Here is a 20,649-nt window from a genome sequence, read left to right as displayed (position 1 = left end):
GATCCTCAGTGATATGTCGCATCGGACGGCTTCTATAGTGACGGATATCGGGCGGCGGAAATTCCGGCTTGCCCGGCTCCGAAAGGAACGATCATGGCCGTGGTACGCGAGGAGCCTCCCCGGGGCCGCTACGGCCGCTCGGCGGACGAGCGCGCGGACCGCGGGCTCAAGGTCGTCGGCGCGGTGCTCGGCGTCGCGCTGCTCGGGCTGATCGGCTGGTTCGGCTATCACTACGTGGTCGATCGGAGTGTCTCCGGCGAGCTCATCAAGTTCAAGAGGGTTTCCGCCACCGCGGTCGAGGCGCACCTGGAGGTCCGCAAGGACCGGGACGCCACCGGCAGCTGTACGTTGCGCTCCCTCGCGGAGAGCGGCGCGGAGGTCGGCCGGCTGGACGTGCGCTTCGGGGCGGGCGAGACGCGGATAGACCGGGTGGTCACGGTGCGCACCACGGACAGCGCCACCAGTACCGAGCTGCTGGACTGCACGTCGGACTGAGTCCTGCCCCCGGCTCCTGCCCCCGGCGGCTCGGGAGGCGCGGCCTCCGGACGCCGGAAGCGGGCGGCACGAGCGTGGTGACCCGCCGCCCGTGTCCCTGATGGAGGGCGCTGACCTGCGCTGATGTAATTCTGATGGCATTCGTCCTCCCCCTCGCGCCACGAAATTGTTAGGCTCGTGGTTTCGCCCACCCGAGAAGGCACATTCTTCTGGGTAGGGCGTTGCTTTGTATTCCCGGTACCTACGAGGAGCACCTGTGACCCAGACCAGTGAGAACGTCACCTGGCTCACCCAGGAGGCGTACAACCAGCTGAAGACCGAGCTGGAGTACCTGTCTGGTCCCGCGCGCACGGAGATCTCCATGAAGATCGCGGCGGCCCGTGAAGAGGGCGATCTGCGGGAGAACGGCGGGTACCACGCGGCCAAGGAGGAGCAGGGCAAGCAGGAGCTCCGAGTGCGCCAGCTGACCCAGCTCCTGCAGAACGCGAAGGTCGGCGAGGCCCCGGCGGACGACGGGGTCGTCGAGCCCGGCATGGTCGTGACGATCGCCTTCGACGGAGATCCTGACGACACCCTGGACTTCCTGCTGGCCTCGCGTGAATACGCCAGCTCGGACATCGAGACCTACTCGCCGCAGTCACCGCTGGGCAGCGGTGTGAACGGCAAGCGGGTCGGCGAGGACGCGGAGTACGAGCTGCCCAACGGCAGGACCGCCTCCGTGAAGATCCTCGACGCCAAGCCCTACCAGGGCTGAGCACGGGCCGGTACGCCCACGGGTGTACCGGCCCTTACGCATGCCGATGCCGTGGGCCTCAGCCCAGGATCGTGTAGCCCGCCTCCCGCAGCGCCGCCGCCACCGCCGTGCAGTGCGCGGGCCCCTTGGTCTCCAGATGCACTTCCACGTCCGCCTCCGTCAGCCCGAGCCGCGGATCGGTCCGTACATGGCTCACGTCGAGCACATTGGCGTCGGCGACCGACAGCACCCCGAGCATCGTCGCCAGCGCGCCCGGCCGGTCCGTCACCCTCAGCCGCAGACTCAGATAGCGCCCGGCCGCCGCCATGCCGTGGCGCAGGATCCGCTGCATCAGTACGGGGTCGACGTTGCCGCCCGAGAGCACCGCGACCACCGGCCCCTGGAAGGAGCCCGGGTCGCTGAGGAGGGCGGCCACCGGGCTCGCCCCGGCCGGTTCCACCACCAGCTTCGCCCGCTCAAGACAGAGCAGCAGGGCGCTGGACAGCTCGTCCTCCGAGACCGTGCGCACCTCGTCGACCAGCTCCTGGACCAGCTGGAACGGGATGTCGCCTGGGCGTCCCACCTTGATGCCGTCCGCCATCGTCTGGGGTGACTCGACCACCATCGGCCGGCCCGCGGCGAGCGAGGGCGGATACGCGGCGGCGCCCGCCGCCTGGACCCCGATCACCCGGACATCGGGGCGCAGCGACTTCACCGCGAGGGCGATGCCCGCGGCCAGCCCGCCGCCGCCGATCCCGACGACGATCGTCCGCACCTCAGGGCACTGCTCCAGGATCTCCAGGCCGACCGTGCCCTGTCCGGCGATGATGTCCGGGTGGTCGAAGGGGTGGATGAAGACCGCGCCGGTGTCCCTGGCGTACTCCTGGGCGGCGGCCAGCGTCTCGTCCACCACTTGTCCGTGCAGCCGTACCTCCGCGCCGTAGTCGCGGGTCGCCGCGACCTTCGGCAGGGGCGCCCCGACCGGCATGAACACCGTCGACCGGACGCCGAGCAGGGTGGAGGCGAGCGCGACGCCCTGCGCGTGGTTGCCGGCGCTGGCCGCGACGACGCCCGCCGCGCGTTCCTCCGGGGAGAGGCAGGCGATCCGTACGTACGCGCCGCGCAGCTTGAACGAGCCGGTCCGCTGGAGGTTCTCGCACTTGAAGAGGACCGGTGCGCCGACCAGCTGCGTCAGATAGCGGCTCCCCTCCATCGCGGTCATCCGCGCGACGCCGGACAGCATCTTCTGAGCCCCTCGGATGTCGTCGAGCATCAGGGAGTGGGAGGGGTGGCGCGCGGGGCGGGGCACCGGGCGGGACATACCGAAGCTCATGAGAGCCAGTCTCGCAGCTCACCGGCCCGGCGGCCGTCGGCGTCCACGGCCGGTCGCCCGCGTCCCCCGCGGGCCGCCGGCCGGGGCGCGGTGCCGCACCCGCTACCGACCCGGTGCCGGCCGGGAAACGCCCCGGCGCCGGCGCGGCGCCGACCCCGCTCCGGCCCCGGGCCCGGGTCACGTACGGTCCCGGGTTTTCGCAGGGCAGGTACGGTCCAAGCCGTCGCCGCGTACTCTGTCCCCCACCAACCGACCCCCGTACGAGAGAGCCCCAGCCATGCCCCCCATTCAGGACATGACTTCCGCTGCGTCGGTCTCCCGGGAGACGGCCTCCGAACCCTCGGACGACGCCGGCCTCCTCGATGCCCTCCAGCACCAGGTGGCCGTCTTCGCCCGGCGGGCCGAACAGACCCGGCTCGGTGGTGTGGGCCAGGTCCGCAACTCGATGGACCGTGCCGCGTATCTGCTGCTCAACCGGCTCGACCGGGAAGGTCCGATGGGTGTCAAGGCGCTGGCCGCCGGGATGGGCATCGACTCCTCGACCGTCACCCGGCAGGTCGCGCCGCTGGTCGACACCGGCCTGGTCAAGCGCACCTCGCACCCGGAGGACGGCCGCGCTGTCGTCCTCGAACTGTCGGCGCGCGGACTGGCCCGGCTCGAAGAGGTCCGCTCGTCGCGGCGCGAGCTGATGGCGCAGGTCACGGACGGCTGGACGGAGGAGGAGCGGAACTCCTTCACCACCCTGCTGACCCGGTTCAACGGCGCGCTGTCGGCGCGCGCGGCCGGGCTGCCCTCCGGTGAGGGCGGTACGGACGGTACGGACGAGCCGGACGCGGGCGACAGCGCGGCCGGGGAGACCGCCCGGGACGAGCGGCAGAGCGCGGGGCAGGGCGTAGGGCAGGGAGCGGGCCGGGGCGCGGACACGCCCTCTTGACCCTGGGCCCCTGACTGGCCTCATATGAGGTCGTGCGAGAGCGGCGGGCTGCCCTGGATCGCCGCCGCGCCCGGGAGTTCGAGGCGTTCGCAGCGGGCGCGGCCGGCCGGCTTCTGCATGCGGCCGTACTGCTCACCGGCGAGCCGCCCGACGCCACCCCACGCGCCCAGCGCCTGCTGGTCGCCGCGCTGTCCCGTACGTACGCGGAGTGGGACCGGCTCAGCGGCGACGACGGCGAGGATCCGTACGACCGCGCCCGCCGGGAGCTGGTGCTGCGCTTCGCCCGCGAGGCCGCCTGGCGCGACCCGGCCCGGCGCGGCCGCCGGGCGAACGGTGTGCTCGGGGTGCTCGCGGTGCTCGGCCCGCAGGAACGTGTGGTGCTGGTGCTGCGCCTGTACGAAGGGCTGGCCGAGGAACAGATCGCGGCGCTGATCGGGCTCCCGGAGGAGCGGGTCCGCGTGATCTGCGCACGGGCGATCGCCGCGATGCGGGAGCCGTCGCGGCGGAGCCCCGCGCGGCCGGGTCCTTCCGCGCCGCGGCAGGACGCGCCGCGGGAGGCGGGCCCATGAGGGGCGCCGACCGCAGGCGGGCCGAGGTGCTGCGCATGATGCTGGACGCGGCGCGCCCCGACGTACCGGGCGACATCGCCCGCCGCGCCACCGAACGCGGCGCCCGGCTGCTGCGCAGGCGCCGGGCGGCGCGACGGGCGCTCTGGACGCTGCTGATCGTGGCGCTGGCCGTGTTCGGCGTCTGGGCGTCGACCGCGCATCCGTGGTCGGTGCCGCCGACGGAGACGACACCGCCGCTGGAGGACTGGTACGGCTGGTGAAGCGCCCCCAGCGACGGCCGGACAGTCAGGTGTCAGGTGTCAGCTGCCAGCTGCCAGCTGCCAGGGCGGTCAGCTGCCAGCGGTGTGCTGCGGCTCTGCGCTTCTGCGGTTCAGCGGCTCTGCGGCTGAACCGGCCGCTCAGCCCAGCGCCTGCTGGAGGTCGGCGAGCAGATCGTCGGCGGACTCGATCCCGACGGAGAGCCTGACCAGGTCGGACGGCACCTCCAGCGCCGAGCCCGCGGCCGAGGCGTGCGTCATCCGGCCGGGGTGCTCGATCAGGGACTCGACCCCGCCGAGGGACTCCCCGAGCGTGAACAGCTTCGCGCGGTCGCAGACCGCCACCGCCGCCTCCTCGCCGTCCTCGACCTGGAAGGAGATCATCCCGCCGAACGCCTTCATCTGCTTGGCGGCCACCTCGTGGCCCGGGTGCTCCGGCAGCCCCGGGTAGAGGACCTTGGAGACGCGCGGGTGCGCGGTGAGCATCTCGGTGACGCGCGTGGCGTTCTCGCTGTGCCGGTCCATCCGTACGGCGAGGGTCTTGATGCCGCGCAGCACCAGCCACGCGTCGAAGGGACCGGCGACGGCCCCCATCGCGTTCTGGTGGTAGGCCAGCTCGTCCGCCAGCTCCGCGTCGTCGACGATCAGCGCGCCGCCGACGACATCGGAGTGCCCGCCCATGTACTTCGTCGTCGAGTGGACGACGACATCGGCGCCCAGCGCCAGCGGCTGCTGGAGGTAGGGGCTGGCGAAGGTGTTGTCGACGACGAGCCTCGCCCCGGCCGAGCGCGCGATCCCGGCGAGCTGGGCGATGTCGGTGATGTTGAGGAGCGGGTTCGAGGGTGTCTCGACCCAGATCGCCTTCGTACGGGGGGTGAGCGCGGCCTGTACCGCCGCCGGGTCCGAGGTGTCCGCGACCGAGAAGTCCACGCCCCAGCGGGAGACGACCTTGGCGAAGAGCCGGAAGGTGCCGCCGTAGGCGTCGTTCGGGATCACGACATGGTCGCCGGGCGCCAGCAGCGTACGCAGCAGGCAGTCCTCGGCGGCGAGCCCGGACGCGAAGGCGAGTCCGCGCCTGCCGCCTTCCAGGGCCGCGAGGTTCTCCTCCAGCGCGGTTCGGGTGGGGTTGGCGCTGCGGCTGTACTCGTAACCGCCGCGCAGGCCGCCGACGCCGTCCTGCTTATAGGTGGACACCTGGTAGATCGGGGGGACGACGGCGCCGGTGAGGGGGTCCGCCGTGTTGCCCGCGTGGATGGCGCGAGTCTCGAAGTGGTGCGGCTCGCTGGTGTGCTGGTGGGTCATGGTTCCTGAGGGTATCGCCGGTTCGCCTCGCGGCGGGGCGCCTTCCGGCGGCGCGGCTCCCGGCGGTCGCCCCTCCTCGCCGCCTCGGCGGAGGGGGCGGGGGCGGGCGCGTTCGGGTGGGCCGGCATCCGGGACAATGGGGCCATGGAGATTCTCTGGTTCCTGATCGCGATGGGCCTGCTGGCCGCGGTCATCGTTCCGTTCGTCCGGCGCGGCAGGGGCGGTATCCGCCAGGTCGCCCCGGGGTCGCCCGATGCCGCCGACCCGGCCGCGTACGGCTTCGTACGGCAGGAGGCGCTGGACGTCCGGCTGCCGGGCCCCGACCAGGACCTCCTGGACGTACTCGACGTCGTGCAGCGCACACAGGACTGGCGGGCCGCCGCACAGCTGCTCGCGGGCACCGCGAAGGAGGGCGAGGTGCGCTGGCAGCGCGTGCAGGCGTTCGCCGGGGCGGCCTCGCTGGAGCTTCAGGCGTCGTCGGCGGGTGCGCCGGCCGGCGTGCCCGCGCGGGAGGGGCAGCGCCCGGCGGGCGGCGCGTGGCTGCGGGCCTGGCGTGCGGAGTCGCCGAAGGACGCGGGCGGCGCGGCGGTGCACGCGGAGTTCCTGGTGCAGCAGGCGTGGCGGTCGTCGGCCGCCGGGACCGATGAGTTCCGGATCATCCTGGAGGAGGCCCGTACGGTGTGCGGCGAGGCGGCCCTGCTGGCGCCCGGCGACCCCGTGCCCTACATCATCGAGCTGGCCGTGGCCCGTGGGCTCGGCTACTCCCCCGAGCGGTTCGACCAGCTGTGGGCGAAGGTGATCGACCGCGCTCCGGCGCACATGGGGGCGCATCTGGCGGCGCTGCACTACTGGTGCGAGAAGTGGCACGGCTCCCGCGACGAGGCCGACCGGTTCGCGACCGCGGCGGCGGCGCGCGCGCCGCAGGGCTCACTGCTGGCGGCGCTGCCGCTGTTCGCGGTGTACGAGCACCTCCCCGAGGTCAATCTCGTACAGGGCTTCTACCAGAGCGCGGTGGTCACGAAGGCGGTGGAGGGAGCGCTCTTCGCGGTCCACGCGGCCCGGCAGGACGATCCGATGCTGCCGCACGTGCGGCATCTGCTGATCCTCTTCCTCGTACGGTCCGAGCGCTGGGCCGAGGCGATGAACCAGCTGGTCCGGGTGGACGGCCATGTCGGGGCGCTGCCGTGGACGCATGACGGCGACCCGGCGGCGGAGTACACGGTGTACCGGGCGCTGGCGGTGGCGGGGTACGAGGCGAACGGCGGCAGCCCGGCGACGCTGCCGCGGTGAGCCCGCCGGGCTCGACGCCGCCGCGGTGAGCCCGTTAGGCCCCCGGAATGTCCGGGGGCCGCCGTACGTTCCTCTGAACAGGACACCACATCTGAGGAGAGCCATGTTCCTGCGCCGCACCCCCGAGCTCCCCACCCCCGAGCAGGCCCTGCGCGGCCGCCCGGAGCCCACGTTCGCGGTCCCCTCCCGCCACACGGTCCTCGGCAACCCGTTGCTGGGCCCGTATCCGCAGGGCCTGGAGATCGCGGACGTCGGCCTGGGCTGTTTCTGGGGCGCGGAGCGCACGTTCTGGCAGAAGGAAGGCGTCTGGACCACGCTGGTCGGCTACCAGGGCGGGTCCACGCCGAACCCCACCTACGAAGAGGTCTGCTCGGGCCTGACGGGCCACACCGAAGCGGTCCGCGTCGTCTACGACCCCAAGGTCGTCTCGTACGCCGGCCTGCTGAAGCTCTTCTGGGAGTCCCATAACCCGACGCAGGGCTTCCGCCAGGGCAACGACGTCGGCACGCAGTACCGCTCGGCGGTCTACACGCACTCCCCGGCCCAGTCCGAGGCGGCGGAAGCCTCCCGCGCGGCCTATCAGAAGGTCCTCACGGGCAACGGCTACGGCACGATCACCACGGAGATCCTCCCGGCGGACGGCCGCACGTTCTACCCGGCGGAGGCCGAACACCAGCAGTACCTGGACAAGAACCCGGCGGGCTACTGCGGCCTCGGCGGCACGGGCGTCTCCTGCCCGATCGGCGTGGCCTCCGCCTGACCCGACGCGGGCCTGACGGGCCTGCGGGACCTGTCGCGCCTACCGGGCGACGAACTGGGTCAGGATGGCCTGCACCTCGTAGATGTCGACGCCCTTCGTGAACGTCTTCGTGACCGGCGCGGGGTTGCTGGAGATCCAGATCTTCAGCTCCGCGTCGAGATCGAACGTGCCGGCCGTCTCCACCGCGAAGTGCGTGATGCTCCGGTAGGGGATGGAGTGGTACTCCACCTTCTTGCCGGTGATCCCCTGCTTGTCGACGAGGATGAGGCGGCGGTCGGTGAAGAGCATCGTGTCGCGGATCAGCGTGTACGCGGCGTGTACCTGTTCGCCCTGGCCCAGGAGGCGCGCGTAGTCCTGCTGCGCCGCCGCCGGGTCGACCGTGTGCGCGTTGCCGAACAGTGCCATAACTGGACCCCCATACGCGGAAATTACCTGATCTTCGGACTATACCGGCCACGCGATGCGTCAGGCGCCGTCGCCTCCGCGCCGACTGGGACCGGGGTACGCTCCTGCCCACATCGCGCCCGAACACGCCCACTTCACGCCCCCCGTCCCGGCGGATAACTTGAGCCCATGTGCGTCTCGACGGACCAGGCGGAGTTCTCAGGCACCACCCTGTACGCCGGGAGGCTGCATCACGCGGCGCACGGGCTGATTCATGTCCTCGGGTATCAGAACACCGCGGCCAGTCTCGCCGTCGGGCCCAACGCCATGCTGCTGCATCTGCCCGCGCGGCAGATGTCCCGGGAGAACTTCCTGTCGGCGGGGCGCACTCCTGACGTGCTCAGCCGGATGGTCGACGCCGTGCGGCCGGTTCCCGCCGCGGGGTGGGGCGGGATGGCGTGGATGGGGTGGGACTCCGGGCGGGTCGAGGTGTTCGACCACGACATCTACACCGTGCTGCTCGCCACCGATCCGACGCTCCTCGAATCCGCCCTGATACAGGTGCCGTTACGCAGACGGCCGCGCCTCAATCCGCGCCTGCTGGAGTTCTACGCGGCCCACTACCCCGGCCACTCCATCGCCGTGTGCTGCTTCGACAACGCCGAGGCGGAGCGGGCGAAGCCGCTGCTGATGTGGTACCGGCCGATGGCCCCCGACCGGCTGACACTGCCCGCGCTGGACTGTCATACGGGCGAGCCGCCCGACCTCGACGCCGAGGTCCCCGTGGACCATTGGGTGCTGCTCGGCACCGACGAGGCGCCGGAGGGCTGGGGGGAAGCCGTCGACTATCCGCCCGGGATGCGCCACCAGTTGCGGCAGTATCTGCCGGACACCGTCATGGGCTCCTACTTCGGCGGCCGTTCACTCCCCAACGGCGACTTCGCCATCACCCACGACGATCTGCTCGCGGGCGACCTGGACCGCATACACCGGCTCCGGCCCCGCCGCTGAGTCCCCGTCACCGCCCCCTCCCGGCTCGCCACGCCACGCCACGCCCCCGCCTCGCCACGCCACGCCTTGCCAGAATGTGACACAGGGCACACCGGATGGAAAACCTCATGCCTGACACGTACGTCTAGCCGGTGTGGGATTCAGCGGGAAGACACCAGCGGAGCTTGACGAGGAGAGACTCGTCAAGCTGATCGCCAAGGGCGACCGCGCCGCGTTCGAGGAGTTGTACCGGCGTACGGCGCCATGGCTGGCGGTGCGGCTGCGGCGGCGGTGCGCCGATGAGCAGATCGTCGCCGAGGTCATGCAGGAGACGTATCTGGCGGTGTGGCGCGCCGCGAGCGCGTTCGCGGGGGCCGCGGTCGGCGGCACCGCCGTCGGATGGCTGTGGACGATCGCGGCGCGCCGGCTCGTCGACGCCTTCCGCAGGCGCGCGCACCAGGCCCGGCTGCCCGCCGCCGTGACCGCCGACGCCACCAGGCCGGCTGCCGCGCCCGCCGCCGAGGACGAGGTACTGGCGGCGGCGGTCGACGGGGAGGTCGGCGACGCGCTGCGGCGGCTCGCGCCCGAACTGCGCGACGTACTGCGGGCCATGGTGCTCGACGGGATGACCGTACGGGAGACCTCCGTACTGCTCGGGGTGCCGGAAGGAACCGTCAAGACCCGCGCCCGGCGGGCACGGAGAGCGATGCGGGAGGCGCTGTCATGAGCGCGGGAGACCAGGTGGAACACCCGTCGGAGCGGCTCATCGGCCGGTACGCGCGAGGCGACACGGAGGATACGGGCGCCACGGACGCCGGACACGGGGCGGGGGCGGGGGCGGGCGGCGCCGGCCTCGCGCACGACGAAGTGTGGGCGCTCGAAGCCCATCTGGAGTCCTGTGCGCGCTGCCGCGCCCGCCTCGCCGCGGCCACCCGCGACACCACCCCGGCCGTGACCGCGCTCGTCGACGGGGTCTGGGCCGAACTGACGCCGCGGCTCCCGGCGAGCGCGCCGATGCCACGACGCCGCCGGTGGGCCAGACCGCTCTCGGCCTGGGCCTCACCCGTGATGGTGCCGTGGCTGTTCATGACCGTCCTCGTCACCCTGATCGCCGTGATCCTCGACAGCCTGAGCGATCTGAGCGATCTGAGCGGCCAGGGCGGCCAGGGCGGCCAGGGCGTCTCCTTCGTCCTGCTGCTGGCCCCCGTACTGCCCGTGCTGGGTGTCGCCGCCTCCTGGGCGCGCGGCCTCGATCCGGCGTACGAGCTGATCGCGGGCACCCCGCGCGCCGGGCTCCAACTGGTGCTCCGGCGCACGACATCCGTACTCGTCGTGGTGATCTCCGCGCTGCTGGTGGCCGGCTGGGTGACCGGCGCCGGCGTCGCGCAGTGGCTGCTGCCCTGTCTGGCGTTCACCACCGGCGCGCTCGCGCTCGGCGGGCTGATCGGGGTGACACGGGCCGCGATCGGGCTGGTGGCGGTCTGGGCGGCGGTGATCGTGGCGCCGACGGTGGCCGTGAGCCGTACGCCCGCGGCCCTCCACGCGGACGCCCTGCCCGTATGGGGCGCCGTCTGCGCGCTCGGTCTGGTGGTCGTGATCGCCCGCCGAGGCGCGTACACCCTCCTCGGCATCCACCGCTGAGCCGGGCGCGCCACAGCCCCACGCGCACACCCACCCACCCCGCCCCACCCTGCGACACACACGCGAAAGGGCCTTTACCCATGACCGAAGTGGTGACGAAATGACGCGCGGCGTGCCCGCCGCCGAAGTGGCGGCACGGACCTACGCCTGGGAGATCCGGGCCGAAGGACTGCGCGTACGGGCCGGCGGCCGCAAGATGGCCGTCGACGGCCTCGATCTGGACCTCGGTACCGGCGTCCACGGTCTGCTCGGGCCCAACGGAGCCGGCAAGACCACCCTCATCCGCGCGCTCGCCACCGTCCTCAGGCCCGCCGGAGGCACCCTCGAACTGCTGGGCACGCCCGCGGGCGCGCAGACCGGCCGGCGCGAGCTGCGCCGCCGTATCGGTTATCTGCCGCAGGAGTTCGGGTACTACCGGCGCTTCACCGTCCGAGAGTTCGTCGAGTACATGGCGTGGCTGAAGGAGGTGCCGCGCGAGGAGATCCCCGGCGCGGTCCAGCGCGCCGTCGAGCGCGTGGGTCTCGCGGACCGCGCCGACGACCGGCTGAAGACCCTCTCCGGCGGCATGGTGCGGCGCGCGGGGATCGCCCAGGCGATCGTCAACGACCCGCGGATCCTGCTGCTCGACGAGCCGACGGCCGGGCTCGACCCCGCGCAGCGGATGCGCTTCCGCGAGCTGCTGCACCAACTCGGCGCGGACAGCTGTGTGGTCGTCTCCACGCATCTGGTCGAGGACGTCGCGGCGGCCTGTACGGACGTGGTGCTCATCGCGGACGGCGCGCTGGTGTTCCGGGGCACCCCGGCGCGGCTCGCCGACGCGGGCGGCGCCGAGCACCCGGGCGACAGCCCCATCGAGCGTGGCTACGCGGCGCTGCTCATGCGCTCCGAGCCGGGAAGAGGTACGTGGTGAGCCCGAAAGCCCCCGCTGGCACCGGTACAGGCCGGATCCTGCGCATCGAACTCCGCCGCTCGGCCGCCCCGTTGGCCGGCGTCCTCCTCCTGATCGTCACGCTCGCCCTCCTCCAGCTGGTCAACGGACCGTGGTGGACGGGAGCCGAGAGCTGGACGCGGCAGTGGACCTCCACCGCCTGGTGGGAACGGTTCACGATGGTGCTCATGTGGCCCCTGGCGGTGACGGCCGGGGCGGTGCAGGGGATACGGGACCGGCGCTCCGGTACGTCCGAACTCCTCGCGGCCACCCCGCGTCCCGGATGGCACCGCGCCACGACGACCGCGGGCGCGTTCGCGCTCTCGCTGACCGCCGCGTACGTGCTGGTGTTCCTCTACGGCGGGGCGCGGGCGCTCGCCAACGACGGATACGTCCACCTCGGCTGGCTGCCGGTGCTGGCGGTCGGGGTGCTGGCACTGGTCGCGGGCGCTCTGCTGGGCATGGGGGTCGCCAGGACCGTACCGTCCGCGCTGACCCCGCCGGTGCTCGCGCTGGGATCCCTGACGGCGGTGCTGGTCGTGCACGAGACGGTCACCGGCGACCTGGTGCCGAACCGGATCGTGCTCCTCTCCCCCGCGCTCTCCCAGGTGTACAGCGCGTTCCTGACCGTCACCTGGCGCGTCCACGCGGGACAGGCCCTCTGGCTGCTCGGGCTGGCGGCCACCGGTTTCCTCCTGCTCGTGGCCCGGAAGCCGCGCGCCCGGCTGCTCGCGCTGCTGCCCGTGGTGGCGGGCGCGGCTGTCGCCGTACCGCTCCTGCCCGCCGACAACGCGCGCAACTACGCGCTCGACAAGGCGGCGACGGCGCTGGTGTGCGAGGGCCGCGTCTGCGTGACGAAGCTGCACGAACCCCGGCTGGCCGCGCTCAAGGGCCCAGGCGAGGAGGCCCTGCGGCTGCTGGGGCGGCTGCCCGACCCGCCGTCGGCGGTGCGCGAGAGCGTCGATCCGTGGCCCGGAGAAGGGAACGGAGGAACGAAGGCGCCCCGTTCCGCCCCCGTCGTAGCCACCCCCGTCGTAGCCACCCCCGTCCCCGCCGACGCCGTGCCCGTCGACTTCGCGGCGCAGGCGCTCGACGGCGCGACGAAGGACGAGTACACCCGCGCCCTGCTGGCGGGCGCCGGCACGGCGCCCTGTCTCGACGCGGACACGAGCGACCCGACCGAGGAGCAGCGGCAGGCGTCCTACAAGACCGAGGTCGTACGCGAGCTGGCCGCGCGGACGGTGGCCGCCGCCTGGTTCACCGGTGATCTGAAGCCCCTGCGCGGCGCCGCCTGGCCGCGCGCCGACGCCGAGGCGCTGGCGGGGCCCGCCTGGGACGCGCTGCGCGCCCTGCCGCCCGGCGCGCAACGCGAGCGGATCACGGCGCTGCGGACCGCCGCCCTCTCCTGCGACGGTGACCTGCTGGACGTATTGAAGAACGGCGGTCCCCGGTGAGCGGGCGGCAGACGGAACGGCGAGCGGATGCCCGCGTCCACCGGCCGACCGCCCGCTGGCTGACGCTCTACGCGCGCTCCCGCCAGGTCCCCGCGTCCCTCGCCGCCGTTCTGATCGCCACCGCCGCCACCTGGTCGCTCACCCGGGGTGCCGGATCCGGTGATCCGAGGACCCAGGTCCTGCTGCTGGCCTCCGTGGTGGCGGCGGCCACGGTCGGCCTGAGCGGGCAGGACCGCGCGCTCGACCGTACGGCGGCGATCCGCTGGGCGCCCCGGCGCGCGGCACACGTCCTGCTCATCGGGGTGCTCGCCGGAGCGGTACTGCTCGCCCTCCTGGCCGCCGGTGACGAGCCGGTGCGGGCCGGGACCCTCATACGGAACAGTGCGGGATCGGCGGGGCTCGCCGCGATCGGTGCGGTGCTGTGGGGCGGCCGGTACGCCTGGATCCTGCCCTTCGGCTGGTGCGCGGTGGCGCTCTTCGTACCGCCCACGGACGGGGCGGCGGCCCAGGTCGCGACCTGGCTGCTCCAGCCGTCCGGTACGGCCACCGCCAGTTGGACGGCGGTCGCGCTCGCGGCGGGCGGCGGGCCGCTCTACGCGCTGGCCGGGCCCAGGCGCTGAACCGGCACCGCACCGGCCGTACAACACCCCGCCCCGACGCCACCGTTCACCCGCCCGACACCTTCGCGATGGCCGAAAGCCGCCGGTCAGTACCCGGAGAGGTGAGTGGATATGCGCGACCCACCACGCCTCCCGCGGGGGCGCGGTCCCGTGACGACACCAACTGGAGACCGTATGACCGCCTCAGCCCGTACGCAGCACCGGCCCGACAGCCACCGCACCGCACGGGCCGGCGGGCGCCCCGGCGGCGCGGCGCGCGGTCTGGCCGCCGGACTGGCCGCGGGCGCGCTCGCGTTGGGCGGTGTCGTCGCGAGCGGCTCCCCCGCCGGCGCGGCCCCGACGGGCACGGCGGGCACGGCAGAAGCGGCTACGGCGGGCACGGCCGGTGCGGGAGCCAAGAGCTCCGCCCTCAAGGCCGAGGTCGGCGACCTCCTCGATGTCACGCTGGACCAACTGCGCCCCACCCAGCCCTCCGTGGGCTTCGACCAGATCTACTACAAGCTCGGCCGCTACAGCAGCACCAAGGACGAGCAGAACGGCGACTTCAACAAGCGCTTCGACGACTGGTGCGAGACCAACGGCCAGGAGGAGGCGGCGACGGTGCCGCCGGGCGCCACGCTCTCCGACCCCACCAGCTTCACCTGCGCCGTCCCGGTCGGCCAGGAGACGGACGAGACGCGCGCCGCGATGAAGACGGTCGTCATCGGCCCCGGCGGCGAGCTGTATCTCACCGACGGACACCACAGCCTGACGTCCTTCCTCGAAACGCCCGACGGCGGCCCGAAGACGCACATCCGGCTGCGCGTCGCGGGCAATCTGAGCGGCCTGTCGCCCGCCGCCTTCTGGGGGACCATGCGGGAGAAGAAGTGGGTCTGGCTGCGCGACGAGAACAACGACCCCATCACCACCGACCAGCTCCCCCAGCGCCTCGGTCTGGCCCGCTTCCATGACGACCGCTACCGCAGCCTCGTCTACTTCACGCGCGACATCGGTTACCAGGCCCCCGAGGCCGCGGCGGAGTACCTGGAGTTTCTCTGGGGCACCTGGCTGCGCGACCGCGTGGACCTCGGCACGTACGACCTCGACTCCCCCGCCTCCTATCTGACCGCGATCCGCGCCGCCTCCGAGGCGATGTCGGGCACGGCGGGTGACGCCGTCATCGCCGACGGCCGCACCGCCGACGAGCTGGGCCGGATGCCGGAGTGGAACGCCGGGAAGAAGCCGACCGGCGGCGAGTTCGGCAAGCTGAGCGCCCCGATCTCGGACGCGAAGCCCGGCAAGCTCGCGTACGCGCTGGACTTCCGCGCCCGGATCTCGGCCACGCCCGCCTGCACGAAGACACTGACGGGCAAGCACACCGGCCCGCTGGTCGTCTCCTCGGGCGTCCTCTGCCTGAACGGCACGCGGCAGACCGGCCCCGTCGTGGTCGGCTCGGGCGCGAGCCTGGTGGCGACGGGCGCGGACATCACCGGGCCCGTCCAGGCGGTCGGTGCCCACACGGTCCAGTTCTGCGGCACCTCGCTGACCGGTCCCCTCTCCGTGGTCGACACCAAGCAGCGGCTGACGCTGTCGGGCCCCGGCTGCACGCCGAACACGCTGAACGGACCGGTCCAGCTGGTGGGCAACCCGTAACAGGCACCCGCACCGTGCCGTCACAGGCACCCGTAAATCCCCTGGGCCGCGCCGGAAGGCGCGGCTACAGTGGACGGCATGTTCGCGCACTACTACTTCCTGTGATTCCGGACCCGCTCCCCAGGTCCGACACTGCTCAGCCCTGCACAAGGGCGTGACAATCCAGGAAGAAGCATGCGCGAACGCGCCCAATTGGCGATGAAAGACGTGTCCAAGGCGTACGGCGACCGGTCGGTTCTCGACCAGGTGTCACTGACCGTACGTCCCGGCGAGAAGGCCGGAGTCATCGGGGAGAACGGCTCCGGCAAGTCGACACTGCTGCGGCTGCTCGCCGGGGCCGAACGGCCCGACGACGGTGAGATCACGGTCCGCTTCCCCGGCGGCGTCGGCCATCTCGCCCAGACCCTCGCCCTCGATCCCGGCCACACCGTCCAGGACGCCGTCGACGCGGCCCTGGCCGGACTGCGCGCGCTGGAGCGCCGGATCGCGGCGGCCGAAGCGGCACTCGGCGAGGCCGGTCCCGACGAACTGGCCTCCTACGGCGAACTGCTGGCGGCGTACGAGGAACGCGACGGCTACCGCGCGGACGCCCGTGTCGACGCCGCGCTGCACGGCCTCGGACTCGCCCGGGTGACCCGGGACCGCACCCTCGGCTCGCTCTCCGGCGGCGAGCGGTCCCGGCTGGCGCTGGCCTGCGTCCTGGCGTCGGCGCCCGAACTGCTGCTGCTCGACGAGCCCACCAACCATCTCGACCTCCGCGCGAGCACCTGGCTGGAGGACCAGCTCAGGGCGCATCGCGGGACGGTACTCGCCGTCACCCATGACCGGGCGTTCCTGGAGCGGATCGCGACGACGATCCTGGAGGTCGACCGGGACACCCGTACGGTGACCCGGTACGGGGACGGCTGGCACGGCTACCGGACGGCGAAGGCGGCGGCCCGGCGCCGCCGGCAGCAGGACCGTCTGGAGTATCTGGACGAGCTGGCCCGTACGGAGGAGCTGGTCGAAGCGTCCGGCCGGCGCCTCGCGGCCACCGGCAAGGATCCGCGCCAGGGCTTCGGCAAGCACCGCCGCTCGCACGAGGCGAAGCTGTCCGGGCAGGTCAGGGCGGCGCGGGAGCGGTTGGGGCGGCTCAGGGAGAATCCGGTGCCCGCGCCGCCCGAGCCGCTGCGGTTCACGGCCACGCTCGCGTCCGGCGGCGCGGAGAGAACGGAAGGGACGGCCGTCGAGGGAGTGGTCGCCGAACTGGACGACGTGGTCGTCGGCGACCGGCTGGCGGTGGCCGGTCTGCGTGTGAAGGCGGGCGAACGGCTGCTGGTGACCGGACCCAACGGCGCGGGCAAGACCACGCTGCTCCGGGTCCTGGCCGGTGATCTGCGCCCGGACAGCGGCGCGGTGCGCCACACGGGCCGGATCGGCTATCTGCCCCAGGACCTGCCCGCCGTACCGTCCGGGCTCCCCCTGCTGGGCGCCTTCGCCACGGGCCGCCCCGGGCTCCCGGAGGAGCACGCGGACGCGCTGCTGGCCCTCGGCCTGTTCCGCCCGGACGACCTCCGCGTCCCGGTCGCGGCGCTCTCGGTCGGCCAGCGGCGCAGACTGGAACTGGCCCGGCTGGTGACCCGCCCCGCCGAGCTGCTCGTCCTCGACGAACCGACGAACCATGTGGCGCTCAGTCTGGTGGAGGAGCTGGAGGAGGCACTGACGGCCTACGCGGGAGCGGTGGTGGTGGTCTCACACGACCGCGACTTCCGCGCCCGCTTCACGGGCGGGCGGCTGGAACTGCGGGCGGGCCGCGTCATGAGCTGATCCGCCTGGCGAGCCGGCGGGCGGGATGAGAGGCCGGACGGCCGGCCGGTCGGCGGGCGGGCGGGCATCGCGACGACAGGAGCGTCAGAGCTTCGCCTGGAAGATTCCCGCCGGCCGCTCCCGCCGGTAGCCGAGTGCCTCGTTCATCGCGAGTATCGACGTGTTGTCGTCGGCGACGGTGGTACGGATCTCCCGTACGCCCGGGTGCAGTTCGCTCAGCCGGCCCAGCAGATGGCGTTTGACGGCGCGGCCCAGGCCGCGGCCCCGGTGTGTGGGGACGACCACCGTGTCGTACTGGAGCGCGCGGGTGTCCGAGGGGGCCGTCAGGACCAGCTCGGTGTAGGCGACGACGGCGTCGTCCCGCTCGGTGTCGAGGACCGCCGAGGTGAGGACGACGCCGCCGCGCTGCTCGATCAGCCGGGCCGCGGTCCGTACCCGCTCCACGTCCCAGCTCGGTGTCCGTTCGTCCAGCTGTCTGCTGGGCCCGGATACGTCACGTCTCGCGTCATGCGCGCGGGCGAACGCCTCGGCCGTCCCGTCGGGTACGACGCCCGACCAGCCCGCGAAGCGCAGCCCCTCCGGCAGCGCGGGCTGCGGCACCTCCTCCAGCGCCTGGGCGACGCGCTGCACGTACCAGCCGAGCCGCAGTACGTTCGTGAAGCCGAGGCTGTCGACGAACGCCTCGCCCGCGCCGCCGAGTTCGAGGACGGTCGAGACCGAGGAGCGCCCCTGGGCGGCGAGTTCGGCGCGTATCGCCGTCCAGAGCGTCGCGCCGATGCCGCGCCGCCGGGCGTCGGGGCGTACCACCAGGGCGTCCAGGAAGGCGGTGTGCCGGTTGGTCTCGTCGGTGAACAGCAGCAGCGAGGCGACACCCTCGTACGAGCCGTCCTGGCCCACCGCCGCGAGGTGAACGTTTCTCCCGCTCACCGGCGGGACCCGCAGCTTTCCGGCGGTCTCCGTCCTGCTCGGCTCCGGCGCGGAGGCCGGCAGATCGCGGACATGGGCCGCGCTGATCACCGCGTGCCAGGCGTCGGTCTCGGCGTCCGAGGGCGGGCTTCCCAGAGTGATCAGCATGGATCGAACCTACGCGTACGAGGAGGGTGACGCCTCCGACTTGAGGAGACGTCCGGGCGGAACCTGGCCGTACGTCCGGGGCCGTACGGCCAGGCCCTTGCGTCCGGGTCCGTACGGCCCGGCGCGTGCGCCACCGGGACCTTGCGGCGTCAGGCCGCGGCGTTCTCGGTGATCGTGACCCGTCCCTTGCGGATCGTGGCGAGCCGTGGGGCGCGCCGGGCGATCGAGCTGTCGTGAGTGACCATGATGAACGTCAGACCGTGCTCTTTCCAGAGGCCCTCCAGCAGTTCCATGATCTCGTCACGCATCGACTCGTCGAGGTTTCCCGTGGGTTCATCGGCGAGCAGCACCTTCGGCCGCTTGACGAGCGCGCGGGCGATCGCGACCCGCTGCTGCTGGCCGCCGGAGAGTTCGCCCGGCACATGGCCGAGCCGTTCGCCGAGGCCGACGGAGCCCAGCGCCTCCGCCGCGCGTTCGCGCCGGGCCGCGCTCTTGAGGCCGAGCGGCACCAGCGCCGTCTCGACGTTCTCCTGCGCGGTCAGTGTGGGGATGAGGTTGAAGCTCTGGAAGACGAAGCCGATGTTCTCCGCCCGTACCTTGGTGAGTCTGGCCTCGGGCAGCCGCGCCAGATCCACCCCGTCCAGTTCGACGCTCCCCTGCGTCGGGCGGTCGAGGCCGCCCAGCATCTGGAGGAGCGTGGATTTTCCTCCTCCGGTCGGGCCCTGGATGACGAGCCGGCCGCCGTCCTCGATCGTCAGATCGACGCCGGCGAGCGCGTCGACGGTCTTCTTGCCGCGCGAGTAGCGCTTGGTGACGCCTCTGAGCTGGTACACGGTGCAACTCCTGCTGTGCGAAGTCCTGTTGCTGCTGAGTCCTGTTGCCGCGAGATCCGGCGGGAATCGCCGCGAATCCCGCGGGAGGGGGACGGGGCTACTCGACGCGGCGCAGGGCGTCCGCGGGCCGCAGCCGGGAGGCCCGCCAGCCGCCGAAGCCGCCGGCGATCAGACCGCCCGCGACGGCCAGCCCCACGGCGATACCGATGGTGGAGACGGAGACGGGCGCGGTCAGGGCGATGTCGAGCGCCTTGGTCGCGGCCTGCCGCGCGGGGCCGCCCCCGCCCCCGGGACCGCCGCCGGCGAAGCCGCCGCCCCCTCCGCCGCCCGCGGCGCCGAGCTGCGCCGTGAGGGTCGGGCTGATGGCGGTGACGAGAGAGGCGCCGCCGAGACCGAGGGCGATACCGAGCGCACCGCCGAGCAGTCCGTTGACGAGCGCCTCGCCGACCACCTGGCGGGTGACCCGGCCGCTCTTCCAGCCGAGCGCCTTGAGCGTGCCGAACTCCCGTACCCGGCGGCTGACGGCCGAGGAGGTGAGCAGCCCCGCCACCAGGAAGGCCGCGATCAGCACGGCGACGGAGAGCCAGGTGCCGACCGTCGTGGCGAGGTCGGATGCGGTGGACAGGGAGCCGGACACGGTGCCGGCGAGATCGGCGGAGGTGGTGACCGTCGTGTCCGGGATGTTCTTCTGGATGGCGGACTTGACGCTGTCGATCTGCTGCGAGTCGGCGGCCTTGACATAGACCGTGGTGACCTTGTCCTTGGAGTCGGCCAGGGTCTGGGCCTTCTTCAGCGGGATGTAGAGGTTGGCGGCGGAGTCCCCGCTGTCGGCGGTGGCGACGCCGACGACGGAGAACTTCGTGCCGGAGATGGTGACGGTCTTGCCGACCGCGAGGCTCTTTTCCTTGGCGTACGCGCTGTCGACGACCGCCACCGCCGCGTCCGTCTCGGTGGTCTTGAACGTACGGCCCGTGGTGATCTTGGACGAGGTCAGCGGGCCGAGCGCGGGCGCGGCGACATCGGTGCCGAACACGGAGTAGGAGTTGACGTCGAACGCGGCGCCGCCTCCCCGGACCTGTCCGCCGCCGGAGCCCCCGGAGCCGCCCGCGCCGCCCTGGCCTGTCCGGTCACCGCCCTGCGGCGGGGCGATCTCGCCGGGCTTGAACTCGCCGTTGACCTTGAGCACGGTCAGGCTGAGCCCGCCGACGGCCTGGTCCACCCCGCTCTGGCCGCCGACTTCGGTGACGGTCGAGGAGGCCAGGGTCTGGAAGCCCTGCACCATCACCCGGTCGCTGCTCTGTTCGGCGCCGCTGTCGCCGTCGGCGTCGAACTCGAAGCGCCGCCGGTTGGTGTCGCCCTCGCCGGGCGGGGCCGCGGCCTTGGTGACGGTCATGTCGGTGCCGAGGCCGTACAGCGATTGCAGGACCTTGTCCTGGGCCTGGCTCATGCCCGCGGAGACGGAGCTGACGATGATCACCAGCGCGATGCCCAGGGCGAGCCCCGAGGCGACGACGAGCGCCGCCTTTCTGCGTCGGCGCAGCTCGCGCCTGAGGTAGGTGAAGAACATGCGCCGAAGCTAGGAGCCCGGTGTGATGAAGAGTTAAGGGCCGGGTG

The 20,649-nt window shown here is 72.7% G+C and carries 20 protein-coding genes and 1 pseudogene; 15 read left to right on the top strand and 6 right to left on the bottom strand.

Going from position 1 to position 20,649, the window contains the following annotated elements:
• The first annotated feature begins 93 nt into the window (after positions 1–93).
• Complete coding sequence (locus ACZ7LS_RS06640) at positions 94–495, top strand: DUF4307 domain-containing protein (RefSeq protein WP_382526586.1); 402 nt, start codon at positions 94–96, stop codon at positions 493–495.
• Positions 496–751: 256 nt separating this feature from the next.
• Positions 752–1,249 carry a transcription elongation factor GreA gene (gene greA / locus ACZ7LS_RS06635; protein WP_382526589.1) on the top strand — a complete coding sequence of 166 codons (498 nt, stop codon included), beginning with the start codon at positions 752–754 and terminating at the stop codon, positions 1,247–1,249.
• Between the two features lie 58 nt (positions 1,250–1,307).
• Here greA and ilvA read toward each other — a convergent pair whose 3' ends face one another.
• A complete protein-coding gene (ilvA, locus tag ACZ7LS_RS06630; RefSeq protein ID WP_385132203.1) occupies positions 1,308–2,549 on the bottom strand; it encodes a threonine ammonia-lyase in 1,242 nt (413 codons plus the stop codon).
• Between the two features lie 289 nt (positions 2,550–2,838).
• Between ilvA and ACZ7LS_RS06625 the strand changes: the two are divergent.
• The 3 genes and pseudogenes from ACZ7LS_RS06625 to ACZ7LS_RS06615 all read left to right on the top strand — a co-directional run.
• Positions 2,839–3,345 (top strand): annotated as a pseudogene (locus tag ACZ7LS_RS06625) (MarR family winged helix-turn-helix transcriptional regulator); the annotation flags it as partial.
• Between the two features lie 182 nt (positions 3,346–3,527).
• Positions 3,528–4,064: a sigma factor-like helix-turn-helix DNA-binding protein gene (locus ACZ7LS_RS06620; protein WP_382669431.1), complete on the top strand. Its 537-nt coding sequence runs from the start codon at positions 3,528–3,530 to the stop codon at positions 4,062–4,064.
• A complete protein-coding gene (locus tag ACZ7LS_RS06615; protein ID WP_382526596.1) occupies positions 4,061–4,324 on the top strand; it encodes a hypothetical protein in 264 nt (87 codons plus the stop codon). The genes ACZ7LS_RS06620 and ACZ7LS_RS06615 overlap by 4 nt, the downstream gene beginning before the upstream one ends.
• A gap of 138 nt (positions 4,325–4,462) precedes the next feature.
• On the opposite strand, the gene ACZ7LS_RS06610 is transcribed toward ACZ7LS_RS06615, so the two are convergent.
• Complete coding sequence (locus ACZ7LS_RS06610; protein ID WP_382877176.1) at positions 4,463–5,623, bottom strand: cystathionine gamma-synthase; 1,161 nt, start codon at positions 5,621–5,623, stop codon at positions 4,463–4,465.
• 144 nt (positions 5,624–5,767) lie between these two features.
• Here ACZ7LS_RS06610 and ACZ7LS_RS06605 point away from each other — a divergent pair, with 144 nt between their 5' ends.
• Together ACZ7LS_RS06605 and msrA are read left to right on the top strand one after the other, a co-directional pair.
• Entirely contained in the window at positions 5,768–6,913 is a 1,146-nt protein-coding gene (locus ACZ7LS_RS06605) for a hypothetical protein (RefSeq protein ID WP_382526602.1), read from the top strand.
• A 103-nt stretch (positions 6,914–7,016) separates the two neighbouring features.
• Positions 7,017–7,673, top strand: a complete 657-nt coding sequence (msrA, locus tag ACZ7LS_RS06600; protein WP_385132069.1) for a peptide-methionine (S)-S-oxide reductase MsrA — start codon at positions 7,017–7,019, stop codon at positions 7,671–7,673.
• Between the two features lie 39 nt (positions 7,674–7,712).
• Here msrA and ACZ7LS_RS06595 read toward each other — a convergent pair whose 3' ends face one another.
• Positions 7,713–8,078 (bottom strand): PH domain-containing protein, encoded by a 366-nt coding sequence (locus ACZ7LS_RS06595; RefSeq protein ID WP_382526608.1) that lies wholly within the window; start codon positions 8,076–8,078, stop codon positions 7,713–7,715.
• A gap of 168 nt (positions 8,079–8,246) precedes the next feature.
• On the opposite strand from ACZ7LS_RS06595, the gene ACZ7LS_RS06590 reads away from it, so the two are divergent.
• From ACZ7LS_RS06590 to abc-f, 8 genes are all read left to right on the top strand, one after another.
• Entirely contained in the window at positions 8,247–9,068 is an 822-nt protein-coding gene (locus ACZ7LS_RS06590) for a hypothetical protein (RefSeq protein WP_382526610.1), read from the top strand.
• Between the two features lie 133 nt (positions 9,069–9,201).
• Positions 9,202–9,774 carry an RNA polymerase sigma factor gene (locus tag ACZ7LS_RS06585; RefSeq protein WP_385132065.1) on the top strand — a complete coding sequence of 191 codons (573 nt, stop codon included), beginning with the start codon at positions 9,202–9,204 and terminating at the stop codon, positions 9,772–9,774.
• Positions 9,771–10,688 (top strand): zf-HC2 domain-containing protein, encoded by a 918-nt coding sequence (locus tag ACZ7LS_RS06580; protein ID WP_385132062.1) that lies wholly within the window; start codon positions 9,771–9,773, stop codon positions 10,686–10,688. The genes ACZ7LS_RS06585 and ACZ7LS_RS06580 overlap by 4 nt, the downstream gene beginning before the upstream one ends.
• 100 nt (positions 10,689–10,788) lie before the next feature.
• Positions 10,789–11,598: an ABC transporter ATP-binding protein gene (locus ACZ7LS_RS06575; protein ID WP_382526619.1), complete on the top strand. Its 810-nt coding sequence runs from the start codon at positions 10,789–10,791 to the stop codon at positions 11,596–11,598.
• Positions 11,595–13,070: a hypothetical protein gene (locus tag ACZ7LS_RS06570; RefSeq protein ID WP_385132059.1), complete on the top strand. Its 1,476-nt coding sequence runs from the start codon at positions 11,595–11,597 to the stop codon at positions 13,068–13,070. The genes ACZ7LS_RS06575 and ACZ7LS_RS06570 overlap by 4 nt, the downstream gene beginning before the upstream one ends.
• Positions 13,067–13,690: a hypothetical protein gene (locus ACZ7LS_RS06565; protein ID WP_385132056.1), complete on the top strand. Its 624-nt coding sequence runs from the start codon at positions 13,067–13,069 to the stop codon at positions 13,688–13,690. The genes ACZ7LS_RS06570 and ACZ7LS_RS06565 overlap by 4 nt, the downstream gene beginning before the upstream one ends.
• A gap of 174 nt (positions 13,691–13,864) precedes the next feature.
• Complete coding sequence (locus ACZ7LS_RS06560; protein WP_382880654.1) at positions 13,865–15,322, top strand: ParB/Srx family N-terminal domain-containing protein; 1,458 nt, start codon at positions 13,865–13,867, stop codon at positions 15,320–15,322.
• Between the two features lie 174 nt (positions 15,323–15,496).
• Complete coding sequence (abc-f, locus tag ACZ7LS_RS06555; protein WP_385132053.1) at positions 15,497–17,128, top strand: ribosomal protection-like ABC-F family protein; 1,632 nt, start codon at positions 15,497–15,499, stop codon at positions 17,126–17,128.
• An 84-nt stretch (positions 17,129–17,212) separates the two neighbouring features.
• Here abc-f and ACZ7LS_RS06550 read toward each other — a convergent pair whose 3' ends face one another.
• From ACZ7LS_RS06550 to ACZ7LS_RS06540, 3 genes are all read right to left on the bottom strand, one after another.
• The gene (locus ACZ7LS_RS06550) at positions 17,213–18,202 is read right to left on the bottom strand and encodes a GNAT family N-acetyltransferase (protein ID WP_382669404.1); all 990 of its coding nucleotides are present in this window, start codon (positions 18,200–18,202) and stop codon (positions 17,213–17,215) included.
• A gap of 149 nt (positions 18,203–18,351) precedes the next feature.
• Positions 18,352–19,035: an ABC transporter ATP-binding protein gene (locus tag ACZ7LS_RS06545; protein WP_382526636.1), complete on the bottom strand. Its 684-nt coding sequence runs from the start codon at positions 19,033–19,035 to the stop codon at positions 18,352–18,354.
• Between the two features lie 97 nt (positions 19,036–19,132).
• On the bottom strand, positions 19,133–20,602 hold the full coding sequence (locus tag ACZ7LS_RS06540; protein ID WP_382669400.1) for an ABC transporter permease: 1,470 nt from the start codon (positions 20,600–20,602) through the stop codon (positions 19,133–19,135).
• Between the last annotated feature and the right edge of the window lie 47 nt (positions 20,603–20,649).

The organism is Streptomyces sp. NPDC039430, assembly GCF_055639435.1.
Note: the sequence above shows the minus strand (reverse complement) of the source record. Positions and strands in the feature narration are given on the sequence as shown.

Excerpts from the sequence above, each read along its gene's own strand:
- ilvA (WP_385132203.1), bottom strand. The coding sequence starts at position 2,549 with ATGTCCCGCCCGGTGCCCCGCCCCGCGCGCCACCCCTCCCACTCCCTG.
- ACZ7LS_RS06550 (WP_382669404.1), bottom strand. The coding sequence starts at position 18,202 with ATGCTGATCACTCTGGGAAGCCCGCCCTCGGACGCCGAGACCGACGCC.
- ACZ7LS_RS06575 (WP_382526619.1), top strand. The coding sequence starts at position 10,789 with ATGACGCGCGGCGTGCCCGCCGCCGAAGTGGCGGCACGGACCTACGCC.
- ACZ7LS_RS06590 (WP_382526610.1), top strand. The coding sequence starts at position 8,247 with ATGTGCGTCTCGACGGACCAGGCGGAGTTCTCAGGCACCACCCTGTAC.
- ACZ7LS_RS06605 (WP_382526602.1), top strand. The coding sequence starts at position 5,768 with ATGGAGATTCTCTGGTTCCTGATCGCGATGGGCCTGCTGGCCGCGGTC.
- ACZ7LS_RS06580 (WP_385132062.1), top strand. The coding sequence starts at position 9,771 with ATGAGCGCGGGAGACCAGGTGGAACACCCGTCGGAGCGGCTCATCGGC.
- ACZ7LS_RS06610 (WP_382877176.1), bottom strand. The coding sequence starts at position 5,623 with ATGACCCACCAGCACACCAGCGAGCCGCACCACTTCGAGACTCGCGCC.
- ACZ7LS_RS06595 (WP_382526608.1), bottom strand. The coding sequence starts at position 8,078 with ATGGCACTGTTCGGCAACGCGCACACGGTCGACCCGGCGGCGGCGCAG.
- abc-f (WP_385132053.1), top strand. The coding sequence starts at position 15,497 with ATGCGCGAACGCGCCCAATTGGCGATGAAAGACGTGTCCAAGGCGTAC.
- ACZ7LS_RS06540 (WP_382669400.1), bottom strand. The coding sequence starts at position 20,602 with ATGTTCTTCACCTACCTCAGGCGCGAGCTGCGCCGACGCAGAAAGGCG.
- msrA (WP_385132069.1), top strand. The coding sequence starts at position 7,017 with ATGTTCCTGCGCCGCACCCCCGAGCTCCCCACCCCCGAGCAGGCCCTG.
- ACZ7LS_RS06560 (WP_382880654.1), top strand. The coding sequence starts at position 13,865 with ATGACCGCCTCAGCCCGTACGCAGCACCGGCCCGACAGCCACCGCACC.
- ACZ7LS_RS06640 (WP_382526586.1), top strand. The coding sequence starts at position 94 with ATGGCCGTGGTACGCGAGGAGCCTCCCCGGGGCCGCTACGGCCGCTCG.
- ACZ7LS_RS06615 (WP_382526596.1), top strand. The coding sequence starts at position 4,061 with ATGAGGGGCGCCGACCGCAGGCGGGCCGAGGTGCTGCGCATGATGCTG.